Source organism: Flavobacterium sp. F52, from assembly GCF_000278705.1.
GTDB lineage: Bacteria > Bacteroidota > Bacteroidia > Flavobacteriales > Flavobacteriaceae > Flavobacterium > Flavobacterium anhuiense.
The window spans coordinates 1-14,244 of sequence record NZ_AKZQ01000042.1; the positions used below are offsets into that span (position 1 = coordinate 1).

Consider the following 14,244-nt stretch of genomic DNA (forward strand, 5'->3'; position numbering starts at 1 on the left):
TTATCGGGTTTTCCGATATCCGCTTTTAGTGGATCTTCAGCCTTTGGCGCCTTTTTCAGGCGTTTTTTCATCTTTCCAAAATCTTCCATTTCCCGAAATGCCGCTCCTGAAACCGTATCCATAGCCCCGATAGGAGCGGAAATCCTTCTGCTTTTTTCTTTAAAAAGCAGAAGATTGCAGCGGATAGCGGGAAACAGCTACTTATCAACAGCAAAACTGCAATGGTGAAATTCCAAATTGCAAAACTGGATACGCTTCACTCCGCTAAGCATGACAAAATCTTAGTCGTAAATATATCGCATGGCTTTCTACATATATGCATACAAAAAACAAACCCGACGGGTTTTAAAACCTGTCGGGTTACTATACTATATAATGTATAAAATTATTTCTTGTTTAGTTCTTTCGCTCTTTGCTGCCACTTCTCTGATAAATCATCATAATTTACAGGATTAGCTGGTCTTTGATTTACCAATCGGCCAGATTCAAAAGCTCTCACTAAAATTGTTTCTATTAAATAATCTTCGTTTACGTCGTAAGGTTTGTATTCTTCTTTTAAACTTATATCAAATAAATTCGCGGTTGTATTTGAAACAAACGCCTTAAATCCGCTTTTTAGGGTTTTAATCAATTCATAAGTTGTAATTCCAGTTTGACGATGAATCAATTTCACTAAAATCTGTCCTTGTTTTCTGGATAGCTTTTTTAGCCTTTCTTCAAATTCATTATTTAGGTAGTCTTCTACAATTTTGAAATACTTCTTTTTTTCACGGCTAGTTTTTAAACGAGCCATTCCATTATTTAAAGCGGTTAATCTTTCTGAAGCTAACTTTGCATAAGGATAAACCTTATACACTCTGTTTTGAAGAATTTGAAATTGTTTCATTTCTTCAGCACTCATCTTTTGTCCTTTTGTAATAATTATTTCGGGAAGCTGAATGGTATCCCCTAAAACGGAATCTTTCTCGGTTAATATATACCCCATTTGTTCGTTCTCTTTTGGAGTAACTTGTGCCTTAGAAGAAAAACAAATGAACAATAAAAATAAAAAGGTGGTTAGTCTCATTGAATCATAATTTAAATGTAAAATTATATATTTATACACAACTCTGATACCAAATTTATATTTTAGCGAAAAAATATTTTTATGAGTACGAAATCTATCTTAAATGATACTTCAATAGCTTTTCTTGAAAGCTACTTAAATAACGCTTCTCCAACAGGTTACGAAAGTGAAGGGCAAAAACTTTGGATGAATTATCTAAAACCTTATGTAGATTCTTTTATTACAGATACTTATGGAACGGCTGTTGGTGTAATTAATCCCGATGCTCCTTATAAGGTGGTAATTGAAGGGCATGCAGATGAAATTTCATGGTATGTTAACTATATTACAGAGGACGGCTTAATATATGTAATACGAAATGGCGGTTCAGACCATCAGATTGCCCCTTCAAAAAGAGTTAATATTCATACCAAAAACGGAATTGTAAAAGGTGTTTTTGGATGGCCTGCTATTCATACTCGTTTGCGTGACAAAGAAGAGATTCCGAAACTGAGTAACATATTTATTGATTTAGGCTGTGAAAACAAAGAACAAGTCGAAGCGCTAGGTGTTCACGTGGGATGTGTGATTACATATCCTGACGAATTTATGGTTTTGAACGAAAATAAGTTTGTTTGTCGTGCTATCGATAATAGAATGGGCGGTTTTATGATTGCAGAAGTTGCCCGTTTATTACATGAAAATAAAAAGAAACTTCCTTTTGGTTTATATATAGTAAATTCTGTTCAGGAAGAAATTGGTCTTCGCGGAGCTGAAATGATTGCACACCGTATAAAACCAAATGTTGCTATTGTAACTGATGTTTGTCACGACACCACTACTCCAATGATTGATAAAAAGGTAGAAGGTGATCTAAAAATGGGAAAAGGCCCTGTTATTGGCTACTCTCCTGCTATTCAAAATAAATTACGTGATTTGATTGTAGCAACTGCTGAAGAAAATAAAATCCCATTTCAAAGACATGCTACTTCTCGCGCAACGGGTACAGATACCGATGCTTTTGCATATAGCAATGGCGGTGTGCCATCTGCTTTGATTTCTCTTCCATTACGATACATGCACACGACTGTAGAAATGGTTCATAAAGACGATGTTGAAAATGTAATTCAACTTATTTATGAAGCTTTATTGAAAATTGAGAACAACGAGACTTTTTCTTATTTTAAATAATATACTTTAATGTAAATCCGATTTGAGTTATTAAATCGGATTTACAAATTATAAACCAAGCATGAAAATATTACTGCTCGAAGACGATTTTACTTTATCAAAAGAAATCTCCGCATTCTTTACTTCAAAGGAATTCGAGTGTGTTCCTTATTATGATGGCTCGTTGCTTTTGAAAAAATACTTCCCGTACGAATATGATTTAATTGTTCTAGACATAAACGTTCCGGGAATAAATGGAATTGATGTTTGCAAAGGCATTCGGGAAACTGATAAAAAAACACCTATTATAATGCTTACTGCCTTTAGCGAAATTGAAGATAAATTATCTTCTTTTGATAATGGTGCCGATGATTATCTTGTAAAACCTTTTCATTTTGAAGAATTATATGCGCGCGTACAATCACTTTTAAGAAGGAAAGAAGTTCCTCAGCAAATAGAAAATAAAATCGTCATTAAAGATTTAGAAATCTTTGAAGAAGATATGAAAGTTTTTAGGGCGGGTGAAGAAATTAAACTTACTCCGAAAGAATTCAAATTAATTCTAATTTTGGCGCATGCCAAAGGAAAAGTGCTTTCAAAACAATTTATAGCCGAGAAACTTTGGGATTATCATATTGAAACCAATCAGAATACTATCGAGGTTTATGTTAACTTTTTAAGGAAAAAAATCGATAAAGACCACGAAATAAAACTTCTTAGAACCAAAGTCGGTTACGGGTATTATCTAAGCGACCAAGAATGACATTAAAAAATCGAATATCACTTTTAGTAAGCTTGCTGTTTACCATTCTTTTTGGATTGGCATCTACAGTGATATTCATTTTGTATTCCAATTATCGAAAAGAAGAATTTCGAGATCGATTAGAAATCAAAGCTTTATCTAATATTAAGCTATTAGTAAATGTAAAACAAGTTGATAATCAGCTTTTAAAAATAATAGACCAGAATTCAATCAATAAATTATATGATGAAAAGACTTTGGTTTTTGATTCAAATTACAAACTGATTTATAGCAGTATCGATGATGCCAAAATCAATTGGTCTGTTGATGATTTAAAATATCTTAAAAAAAATAAGACCTTTTTTAAACAGCAAGGAGATTATGAAGTTTACGGTGTTTTCTATGACACCAACGATAAAGATTTTTATGCTTTAATTTCTGCTACTGACGATTACGGCAAGAAGAAACTACTTTTCTTGAGGTACACTTTAATTATTTCATACATCTTTTTTACTTGCGTTTGTTGGATTTTGACTTCTTTTATGGTCAAAAAAGCAATGAATCCTCTTCATGCTTTTCATCAGAAAATAAAAAACATAAACGAAAATAATCTCGATGCCAGAATTGAGTCTAAAAGCACTAAAAATGAAATTGATTTAATTGCTGATGAATTTAATTTCATGATGGATCGCATTGAACTTTCGTATCAAAAGCAAAAGGAATTTACCGCTCATGCATCTCACGAATTAAGAACACCGCTTTCTAGAATAACGTCTCAGATTGAAAATGCTATTGTCAATCCCGAGATGCAATCTAAAAATAAATCGTTTTTAAATTCCATATTAGCCGATGTCAATCATTTAAGCGAACTGATAAACTCTCTATTAATACTTTCAAAAATTGACAGCCGAAATACTAATCATCATGAAGTACAAAGAATAGATGAAATTTTGTTTTCTTCTATCGAAAAAATAAACAAAGCTTTCCCTGATTTCGTTATTCTTTTCGAAATGGAAGAAAGTGACGATCTTGATACTGCTTTAGAGGTAAAAGGAAATAGAAATCTTTTAGAGATAGCCTTAACCAATATTTTAAAAAATGCCTGCGTTTATTCAGACAATAAGCAGGCAAAAGTAAAAATAAGCACTGATCACCATCATCTTATCATTTCTGTATCCAATACAGGAGAAACCTTAAATGAAGAAGAACAAAAAAATCTTTTTCAGCCTTTTATGCGTGGCCGAAATTCAAAAGCAACTTCTGGTTTTGGACTTGGCTTAAGAATTGTGCAACGCATCCTAATTTTGCACAAAGCAAACATAACTTACTCTGCATCAAATATTAACACGAATTTATTTCAGTTATTTTTTAATTTGTAAACAATTTTAAGCTATTTTTAAGGTAGATTTTAAGCTCTCTTAAAGCCTGTTGATAGCATATTTGTACAACTTAAAGATGATACAATGAAAAAGTTATTCGCATTGCTGTTATTTGCACTTTTAAATCAAGCTGCAATAGCACAAAAATCACTTACTCTCCAAGACTGTGAAAGCCAATTTTTAAAAAAGAATCTATTTTTACTGGCATCTCAATATAATCTTGATGCCTCAAAAGCACTCACCATTCAGGCTCGCATTTGGGACAATCCCACGATCTCAGCAGAGTTGAATGCCTACAATCCTGAACGAGACAAATTTTTTGATATTGGCAAAGATGGTCAGAAAGTTTTTGCAATAGAACAACTAATATATCTTGGCGGTAAAAAACGCAATGAGGTTAAATTAGCGCAAACTAATGAAAAACTGGCAGAGCTTCAGTTTAACGATTTGCTTAGGACTTTAAAACTGCAATTGCGTAAAAGTTTTTTCACTGTATATTACAACACTAAAAATCTTGACAATACCGATAAGCAACTAGCTCATATCGAAAATTTGATTAATTCTTATTCCGTTCAAGCTCAAAAAGGAAATATTCCTTTAAAAGACGTTGTTCGTCTACAATCACTCTATCTTAATTTCAAAAACGAAAGATTAGAGGTTATAAATAACAACATCGAAGAACAGGCTAATTTAAAATTGCTTTTGAATGAAACTGAAAATGTAGTTCCGGTTGTTAGCAAAGATGATTCTGATAAATATCTAAAAGTTATAGCTTTTGATCTTAAAAATTTTGAGGAACAAGCCATAGCAAATAGACCTGATTATTTAGCAAAACAAAAAGAAATCGATGCTAATGAGCTGAATGTGAAATTACAAAAATCACTTTCAGTTCCAGATATTACGCTTGGAGCAAATTATGATCAGCGAAGCGGTGCTTTTAATAATGAAGCCAATTTAACTGTTGGAATTCCTTTACCACTTTGGAATCAAAACAAAGGAAATATTAAGTATGCAAAAACAATTTTGGAACAATCTAAAATTGAAAAACAAAACTTCGAGTTACAGCTCAAAACAGAAATCACGTCAGCATGGACCAAATGGGACGAGTCTAGACAAAACTACAGCGTGATCAAACCAACCGTAAATTCAGATTTTGAAGCGGTTTACAACGGAATGCTAACCAATTTTCAAAAACGAAACGTAAGTCTTTTAGAATTTACCGATTTTATGGAAAGCTACAATCAGGCGATAATCCAATTAAATGAATTAAAGAAAAAAGTAGTGATTGCAGGCGAAGAATTAAATAGTACCATCAACAAAGATTTATTTTAAAAAACTACAGAAATGAAACATATATTATTCATCGGAATCGCACTAGCAGGTTTATCTCTTACGAGCTGCAAAAAAGAAGTTGAAAATCCTGAGACAAATAGCTCTTTTGTTTTGAGTGATGCTATGCTTAAAAGTACTACAACTGCTGAAGCTAAAACTCAGCCATTAAAAAACGAACTTAGTTTTTACGGTAAAATTACTGCTGACAACAATAAAATGATTGATGTTTATCCATTAGTTGGTGGAAACGTAATGAAAGTAAATGTTGAACTTGGTGATTATGTAAAAAAAGGACAAGTATTGGCAACTATAAAAAGTACCGATGTAGCCGATTTTGAAAAACAATCCATTGATGCTAAAAGCGATTTGCTTGTCGCTAAAAATAACTTGAAAGTAGCACAAGAATTATTTGATGGAAAATTGAATTCTGAAAGCGATGTTCTTCAGGCAAAATCGGAAGTAAATAAAGCGCAGTCACAATTAAGTAAAATTCAGGAAACATATAAAATTTATAACATCAAAGCAGGTTCCATTTATGAAGTAACAGCTCCAATAAGCGGTTTTATTATTCAGAAAAGCATCAATCAGGATATGCTTTTGAGAAATGACCGTTCTGAAAATATATTTGACATTGCAGAAATCAGTGAAGTTTGGGCAATGGCCAATATTAATGAAATTGATATTAATAAAGTAAAATTAGGAACCAGTGCTGCAGTGACCACTTTGAGTTATCCAGATAAAACGTTTTATGGAAAAGTAGATAAAATTTATAATGTTATTGATCCAGAAACAAAAGCTATGCAGGCTAGAATTAAGCTTAATAATCCAGATTACATGCTTAAACCCGATATGAATGCTAATATCAAACTATCTTTTAATGAAAATCAGTCTATGATAGCCGTGCCTAGTAAGGCGATTGTTTTTGATAAAAGTAAAAACTTCGTTGTGGTATTTAAAGACCGAAATAATATTGAAACCAGACAAGTAGAAGTTTATAGAGTGGTTGGAGATACCACCTATCTTTCAAGTGGTTTAAAGGAAAATGAAAAAGTAATCACAAACAATCAGCTATTTATTTATGGTGCTTTAAATAATTAAGACATGAACAAATTCATAAAAAATATTATTGCTTTTTCGCTAAAGAATAAAGCATTTACCTTCTTTTGGGTGGGATTGTTAGCTGTTGCTGGATTTATTTCATTCAAAAATATGCCAATCGATGCTTTTCCTGACGTTACCAATACGCAAATTATTATTATTACACAGTGGAATGGGAAAAGCGCCGAAGAAGTAGAGCGTTTTGTTACTTCTCCAATTGAGATTGCCATGAACTCGGTCCAGAAAAAAACAAGCGTTCGAAGTATAACTATGTTTGGTTTATCTGTAATTAAAATCATTTTTGATGATGGTGTAGATGATACTTTTGCACGTTTTCAGGTAAATAATCTATTAAAAAATGTTTCTCTTCCTGATGAAGTTGAACCAGATGTACAGCCACCTTACGGACCTACAGGCGAGATTTTCAGATATATTGTAAAAAGCGACAGCAGAGACAGCAGAGAATTATTGACCTACCAAAACTGGGTTATCGATAAACAATTACGCTCTCTTCCTGGCGTTGCCGATTTAAATGTTTTTGGAGGTCAGACTAAAACCTATGAAGTTGGGGTTGATCCAATCAAATTAGCAAAATACAACATCACGCCTTTACAAGTTTATAACGCAGTAAATGCTGGTAACTTAAATGTTGGCGGTGACGTCATTGAGAAAAACGGACAAGCATTTGTTGTCCGTGGAGTTGGTTTATTAAAGTCTAGGGAAGATATTGGTAATATTATTGTTGATGACGCTGGAGGAAATCCAATTTTAGTCAAAAATTTAGCTGATGTTTACGAAAGCTCAATGCCAAGAGTAGGTCAAACGGGTATTGGAAATAATAACGATGCCGTTGAAGGGATTGTGGTGATGCGAAAAGGCGAAAATCCGCAAGAAACTCTTGCCTTAATCAAAGCTAAGATTAAAGACCTAAATGACAATGTGTTACCAAAAGACATTAAAATTGAAACCTTCTATGATCGTGATAATTTAATGAATTTCACGACAGAAACTGTAATGCACAATTTATTTGAAGGTATTATTCTAGTTACCGTTGTCGTATTCCTTTTCATGGCCGACTGGAGAACAACTTTCACCGTTTCTATTGTCATTCCACTTTCCTTATTATTTGCCTTTTTATGCCTTAAAATGATGGGAATGAGTGCCAACTTATTAAGTTTAGGAGCAGTCGACTTCGGAATTATTATCGATGGAGCCGTCGTAATGGTTGAAGGTTTGTTTGTGGTTTTAGATCATCGAGCGCATCAATTGGGAATGGAGAAATTTAATAAAATTGCCAAAGGAAGCTTAATCAAAAAAACAGGGACTGAAATGGGTAAAGCCATTTTCTTTTCAAAACTGATTATTATTACAGCTTTGCTTCCTATTTTCTCTTTCCAGAAAGTAGAAGGAAAAATGTTCTCTCCCCTAGCCTTTACATTAGGTTTTGCCTTATTAGGAGCGCTTATTTTTACCTTGACTTTGGTTCCCGTTCTTTCCCATATTTTATTAAATAAAAATGTAAAAGAAAAACATAATCCGTTTGTGAATTTTTGGGATAGAATTGTCAGCAAAGGTTTTCAATGGACATTCAAACATAAGGTGCAGACCTTAATTACATCATTAGGATTGTTAGCAGCTGTTTTCTTCTCAGCAGGTTTCTTAGGAACCGAGTTTTTACCACAATTAAACGAAGGAGCATTATGGGTTACGGCAGAATTGCCAATGAGTACCTCTCTCCCTGAAAGTGTGAAAACAGCAGCAATGATTAGAAAAGATCTGGAAAGTTTTCCTGAGGTTAAACAAGTTTTATCTCAAACTGGACGAAGCAACGATGGAACTGACCCGAATGGTTTTGGATTTATCCAACTTCAAGTTGATTTACTTCCAAAAGCAGAATGGAAACGTAAAATTTCTATGGACGATCTGATTAATGAAATGGATAATAAACTAAAAGTGCATCAGGGAATCACATATAATTATTCTCAACCCGTAATTGATAACGTTGCAGAATCGGTAGCTGGTTTTAAAGCTTCGAATGCCGTTAAAATTTATGGGGACGATTTGAATAAATTAGATGAGCTTGCGAATGAAGTTTTGGCTCAAATTAAAAATATTCCAGGTATAAAAGATGTTGGAATTTTGCGAAATGTTGGACAACCTGAAATTAGCGTAATCTTGGATCGCGAAAAAATGGCGGCCTATGGAGTAACTCTAAGTGATGCACAAGCAGTTTTAGAATTAGCTTTCGGAGGAAAAACTGCAACAGAAAAATATGAAGATGAAAAGAAGTTTGATGTTCGCGTTCGTTTTTCTAAAGAATACCGAAAAGATGAAAAAGATTTGGAAGAAATTAAAGTTCCGACCATCAGCGGAATAAAAATCCCTTTAAAAGAAATTTGTGATATTAAAACTATTACAGGTCCCGCATTTATTTATCGAGATAACACGAAACGTTTTATTGGTGTAAAATTTTCTGTTCGTGATCGTGATTTAGGAAGTACAATTGCAGAAGCCCAACAAAAAGTAAACAAACTTAAATTACCAGCTGGTTACACGACAGGATGGACAGGAGAATTTGAAAATCAAGTTCGTGCGAGTGCCCGTTTAGCGCAAGTAGTGCCCATTAGTTTAATTGGAATTTTTGTACTATTGTTTATTTTGTTTGGGAACTTTAAAGATTCTCTTCTTGTTTTGGCTAACGTCCCATTTGCTATTATCGGCGGAATTATTGCGCTTCATATTACAGGAATGAATTTTGGAATTTCGGCAGGAGTTGGATTTATAGCGCTTCTCGGAATCTGTATTCAAAACGGAGTTATTTTAATTTCTGAATTTCATCATAACTTGAAAGCCAAATTCTCTCTCGAAGAATCTATTTTTATGGGAGTAAAAGCCAGAACCAGAGCGGTAGTTATGACAGCATTAATGGCATCTATAGGATTAATGCCTGCAGCAATTTCTACAGGAATTGGATCTGAATCGCAGAAACCGCTTGCCATTGTAATTATCGGTGGACTGATGACAGCTACTGTTTTAACACTATTAGTATTTCCAATTTTATTCTGGATATTCAACAGAAAAAAACATGTACCGATAGAATAAATAATTAAAATATTTAGTTTTAAATCAATTTGTTGGGATTTAAAAAAGAAGAAGCATCATTCTCGTAATGATGCTTTTTTGTTTATAATCAAGTCTGCACAAAGCAAAAAAAAAGACCTTTTGCTCAGAAAGATCTTTTTACTAACTCAAAACTTTTAAAATCTTATTTCAAATCTTTCAAAAGCGCAATTGCTTCTGAAGCATTTGATGCTTGTGCATATTTTAATGCAGTATAACCTTTTTCGTTTTTAGCTTTAGGATTTGCCCCATTCGCTAATAAAATTTTAATGATTTCATGTTTATTGTAAAGTGCAGCTATCATTAAAGGAGTAAGATCGTCTGATATTTGGTTCACATCTGCACCATATTCAATAAATTTTTTAACGGTTTCTAAATCTCCTTTACTAATAGCAACATTTAAAGGAGTTCCTACGTAATTTTCAAATTCAACTTGATTTTTAACAGTTGAGATTTCATTTGAAGCCATTGCTACATTTCCAAATGTTACTAAGGCTAATCCTAAATAAATAACTGATTTTTTCATAATGATTGATGTTTATTAAATGATTGATGATGATTTTTAATTTGATGATGTAAAAGTAAATTATTTTATCGTATTATGTATTACAAAGTACTATGTTTTAACCAATTCTTAACACCTACTTAATAAAACGATTCTCAAAGAACTTTAACGTTATCAAATTATTGATTTTACTATAATAGACTACTAAAAAGGAAAAATGTTACAACAAATCTTATTTTTTTTTAATTCTTTTTAAATCAATCTGCTTCCAACGCATAAATTATTTTTTTAAATTTACTATAGCATTAGAAATCAAAGGCTAACATATCAATGCCCAAGCCTTCTAATTCTTAGCTTTAAAAATAAAAACAAACAATAATGTAATAACCTTAAAGCAGAGCGTCATGATTTTTATTAAAAGAATTCTCGTCATTTTAATTTTATTTATTTCAATTGTTTTAATTACCGCTTATTTTATGCCGAAAGAATATTCGGTAGAAAGAGAAATGACAATCAATAAACCCGCTGATAGCATTTTTAAATATGTTCGCTCTCTAAAGAATCAAAATGAGTTTAGCGTATGGGCAAATATGGATCCGAAAATGAAAGTTCATTATAGAGGAATTGACGGCATGATTGGTTCAGTTTCTTCTTGGGAAAGCGATGTGAAAGAAGTTGGCGTTGGCGAACAAGAAATTACAAAAATAACAGAAAACAGACGTTTAGATTTTGCGCTCCGTTTTAAAAAGCCAATGGATGACACTGCTGTCGGATTTATGTCTACAGAACCAATTTCTGAAAACCAGACAAAAGTGAAATGGGGAATCAGTGGTGCAATTCCATATCCAACAAATATCATGCTTCCATTGCTAAGAATGGATCAAATGATTGGAAATGATTTGCAAAAAGGTCTTGAAAATTTAAAAGATAAAATGGAAAAAAAATAAATCTTCTCTTAAAAAAAACATCATCTTTATAAAAAGATGATGTTTTCCTTTCTTTTGTTCTTAAAAAATTTACCTCAATCCTTTTAAAATCTCTGCAGACTCAGTTGATTTTGCGTATCTAGCATAATCCAATGCTCTTAGTCCGTGAGCGTTTTCTATTGAAGGTTTAGCTCCACTTGCCAACAAAATTTTTACAATTTCAACATGGTTATAACGAGCAGCGAGCATCAAAGGCGTCATATTGCGCACAATTTTATTTACATCTGCGCCGTATTCAATGCTTTTCTTTACGGTTTCAACATCTCCGTTGCATACTGCCAAATGTAAAGGCGATGATAAATCAAAAGGAATTTCAATTTGATTTTCATTTTCCAACTTCAAGTTAGAAGCTGTTGCAAAATTTGCAAATAAGGCCAAAGCCGTTCCTAAAACGATTACTGTTTTTTTCATGATTGATTGTTTGTTTAATGATTAATGATTGTGATGATTACTTATTAGACGCACATTAGGTATAAAACGTTGCATCGAGAATGAAAAAAATGCAAATTTTATTTTAACAATAAAAAAAGTGAGGTCAAAATAATTGAATCGCGCCTTTTCATAAATTTCAATTTTTGAATTTCTATAAAAAAAAATGCCTCACTTGTACAGTAAGGCATTTTATATACGTTAAAGCTTAAATGTTCATTTAAGCAAGAAATTATTATTTTGAAGAAAGGTAATCTAATACGTTTTTTTCAATACGCTGGTCAATATTATCAATATCCGCTTTTACAAATTTTTCTCCTAAAATATTCTCGTATAATTCGATATATCTTTCAGAAACTGACTCGATATATTCATCTGTCATATTTGGAATCTGTTGCCCTTCTTTACCTTGAAAACCATTTTCAATTAACCAGCGGCGAACAAATTCTTTGGATAATTGTTTTTGCTCCTCACCTTTTTCTTGTCTTTTAGCATATCCATCAGCGTAGAAATAACGAGAAGAATCTGGTGTGTGAATTTCGTCAATTAAAACAATAACACCATCTTTTGTTTTTCCGAACTCATATTTGGTGTCTACTAAAATCAATCCACGTTTGGCAGCGATTTCAGTTCCCCTTTGAAATAAAGCTCTCGTATATTTTTCTAAAACTAAATAATCTTCTTCCGAAACAATTCCTTTTGCTAAAATATCTTCGCGAGAAATATCTTCATCATGAGAACCGTTATCTGCCTTTGTAGTTGGTGTAATAATTGGCTCTGGAAATTTATCGTTTTCTTTTAAACCTTCAGCCATAGTAACACCACAGATTTGTTTTCTTCCAGCCGCATATTCACGAGCCGCATGTCCTGACAAATAACCACGGATAACCATTTCTACTTTAAAAGGTTCGCATAAATGTCCAACAGCAACATTTGGATCTGGAGTAGCAATCAGCCAGTTTGGAACAATATCTTCTGTCAATTCCATAAACTTTGTTGCAATCTGATTCAAGATTTGTCCTTTGTAAGGAATTCCTTTTGGCAAAACTACATCAAAAGCCGAAAGTCTATCGGTAGCTACCATTACTAAAAGTTCGTCGTTAATATTATAAACTTCTCTAACTTTTCCGCGGTAAACTGATTTCTGGTTCGGGAAATTAAAATTTGTAGTTGTAATTGTATTACTCATTATCTTTAGTTGTGTTGTTTTTTATGAATGCAAATTTAAAACTATTTCACATAGTTACACAATGAAATTTCAGATAAGAAAATAAAAAATCCCTAAATAAGTAGTTCATTTAGGGATTTTCCTTTCTAATATCTTCTAAAATTAACTTGTTGCAAACTCTTTATATAAAATTTTAGATGCAATATATCTAGCAACGCCATCCTCGGCATTTGTTTTAATTACTTCTAAATCTGGCAGAGTTTCTTTCAAAATTGATGGAGCATTTCCCATAATCAATCCTTTTCCAGATGAAGACAGCATTTGCACATCATTAAATCCGTCTCCAAAAGAAACCGCTTCAGACAATGTAAATCCTTCTCTTTCCAATACCTGCTCAATTGCAACTGCTTTATCTATAGATTTGTCCATAAATTCTAAACAAGTCGGCAAACTAAAAGCATGATGCAAATGTTCTGAAGAATTGGCTAAAATGGCATCTTTCAATTTGACTAATTTTTCGTGATCGCTACAAGAGAAGAAAATTTTAATAGCTCCAAAATCCTCTAAATCCTTATAATCTACCAGTTCTGGACGATATTTTAATTCTGTTTGAAAAGAATTCAATTTTTCATTCCATTTATTGGTCTGCCAAACATTTTCTTTGAATAAAACAACAGTTATTTCTGGATCAATTTCAACATTTAATGCGGCCTTAACCACATCACTGTCTAAGTTGAAAGCAAAAAGCTGTTCTTTGTTTGGCGAATGAATTCGGGCTCCATTAGAACTTACCAAATAAACTGGAACTTCCAATTTATCAATAATTGCCATTGCATCTAGATGATGGCGACCTGTAGCTACCACAATTAGATATCCTTGATTGTGAAGTTCTTGAAAAATTGATTTAGTATAATCTGAAATAGTGTGTTGTGGGTTAAGTAGAGTTCCGTCAAGGTCGCTTACTACAACTTTTATATTTTTAAGTTTTGTCATCTTATTATCAAATTAGGTATAATTGCAAATTTACGGTTTTGAATTTGGAAGACCAAAGTTTGACTTGCCTATCAAGTTATTTTAAAAATATATTTTAATTGTTGCTCAACTTTAGATATTATTTTAAAAGACATTAAATAAAAATTACCAGTTTTTAATAAATAAATATCTTTTTATATTTTGAAAAGCGTAATTTTATAAAAGAAAAGAACTTAAATGCTATTTCTTTTCCAATACATACTTTCCAAAATATTTTTCATCCTCTTTTCTGCTGTTT

At 32.4% G+C, this 14,244-nt stretch carries 12 protein-coding genes; 7 read left to right on the plus strand and 5 right to left on the minus strand.

The window, feature by feature from the left end; genetic code table 11:
* Positions 1–385: 385 nt before the first annotated feature.
* Positions 386–1,066, minus strand: coding sequence for a DUF4294 domain-containing protein (locus FF52_RS21750; protein WP_035692186.1), 681 nt, complete (start codon positions 1,064–1,066; stop codon positions 386–388).
* Positions 1,067–1,147: 81 nt separating this feature from the next.
* Between FF52_RS21750 and FF52_RS21755 the strand changes: the two genes are divergently transcribed.
* The 6 genes from FF52_RS21755 (at position 1,148) to FF52_RS21780 (ending at position 9,868) form a co-directional block, all read left to right on the plus strand.
* Entirely contained in the window at positions 1,148–2,236 is a 1,089-nt protein-coding gene (locus tag FF52_RS21755; RefSeq protein WP_008469015.1) for a M42 family metallopeptidase, read from the plus strand.
* A 61-nt stretch (positions 2,237–2,297) separates the two neighbouring features.
* Positions 2,298–2,978, plus strand: a complete 681-nt coding sequence (locus tag FF52_RS21760) for a response regulator transcription factor (protein ID WP_008469016.1) — start codon at positions 2,298–2,300, stop codon at positions 2,976–2,978.
* The gene (locus FF52_RS21765; protein WP_008469017.1) at positions 2,975–4,336 is read left to right on the plus strand and encodes a sensor histidine kinase; all 1,362 of its coding nucleotides are present in this window, start codon (positions 2,975–2,977) and stop codon (positions 4,334–4,336) included. The genes FF52_RS21760 and FF52_RS21765 overlap by 4 nt, the downstream gene beginning before the upstream one ends.
* A gap of 84 nt (positions 4,337–4,420) precedes the next feature.
* The gene (locus tag FF52_RS21770) at positions 4,421–5,668 is read left to right on the plus strand and encodes a TolC family protein (protein WP_008469018.1); all 1,248 of its coding nucleotides are present in this window, start codon (positions 4,421–4,423) and stop codon (positions 5,666–5,668) included.
* A gap of 12 nt (positions 5,669–5,680) precedes the next feature.
* Entirely contained in the window at positions 5,681–6,766 is a 1,086-nt protein-coding gene (locus FF52_RS21775) for an efflux RND transporter periplasmic adaptor subunit (protein ID WP_008469019.1), read from the plus strand.
* Positions 6,767–6,769: 3 nt separating this feature from the next.
* On the plus strand, positions 6,770–9,868 hold the full coding sequence (locus FF52_RS21780; RefSeq protein WP_008469021.1) for an efflux RND transporter permease subunit: 3,099 nt from the start codon (positions 6,770–6,772) through the stop codon (positions 9,866–9,868).
* A gap of 163 nt (positions 9,869–10,031) precedes the next feature.
* Here FF52_RS21780 and FF52_RS21785 read toward each other — a convergent pair whose 3' ends face one another.
* Entirely contained in the window at positions 10,032–10,412 is a 381-nt protein-coding gene (locus FF52_RS21785; RefSeq protein WP_008469022.1) for an ankyrin repeat domain-containing protein, read from the minus strand.
* A 383-nt stretch (positions 10,413–10,795) separates the two neighbouring features.
* Here FF52_RS21785 and FF52_RS21790 point away from each other — a divergent pair, with 383 nt between their 5' ends.
* Positions 10,796–11,338 carry an SRPBCC family protein gene (locus FF52_RS21790; protein WP_008469023.1) on the plus strand — a complete coding sequence of 181 codons (543 nt, stop codon included), beginning with the start codon at positions 10,796–10,798 and terminating at the stop codon, positions 11,336–11,338.
* A gap of 69 nt (positions 11,339–11,407) precedes the next feature.
* On the opposite strand, the gene FF52_RS21795 is transcribed toward FF52_RS21790, so the two are convergent.
* The 3 genes from FF52_RS21795 to FF52_RS21805 form a co-directional block, all read right to left on the minus strand.
* A complete protein-coding gene (locus FF52_RS21795; RefSeq protein ID WP_008469024.1) occupies positions 11,408–11,788 on the minus strand; it encodes an ankyrin repeat domain-containing protein in 381 nt (126 codons plus the stop codon).
* Between the two features lie 253 nt (positions 11,789–12,041).
* Positions 12,042–12,995, minus strand: coding sequence for a phosphoribosylaminoimidazolesuccinocarboxamide synthase (locus tag FF52_RS21800; RefSeq protein WP_008469025.1), 954 nt, complete (start codon positions 12,993–12,995; stop codon positions 12,042–12,044).
* 141 nt (positions 12,996–13,136) lie between these two features.
* Entirely contained in the window at positions 13,137–13,967 is an 831-nt protein-coding gene (locus tag FF52_RS21805; RefSeq protein ID WP_008469026.1) for a Cof-type HAD-IIB family hydrolase, read from the minus strand.
* Positions 13,968–14,244: the final 277 nt, after the last annotated feature.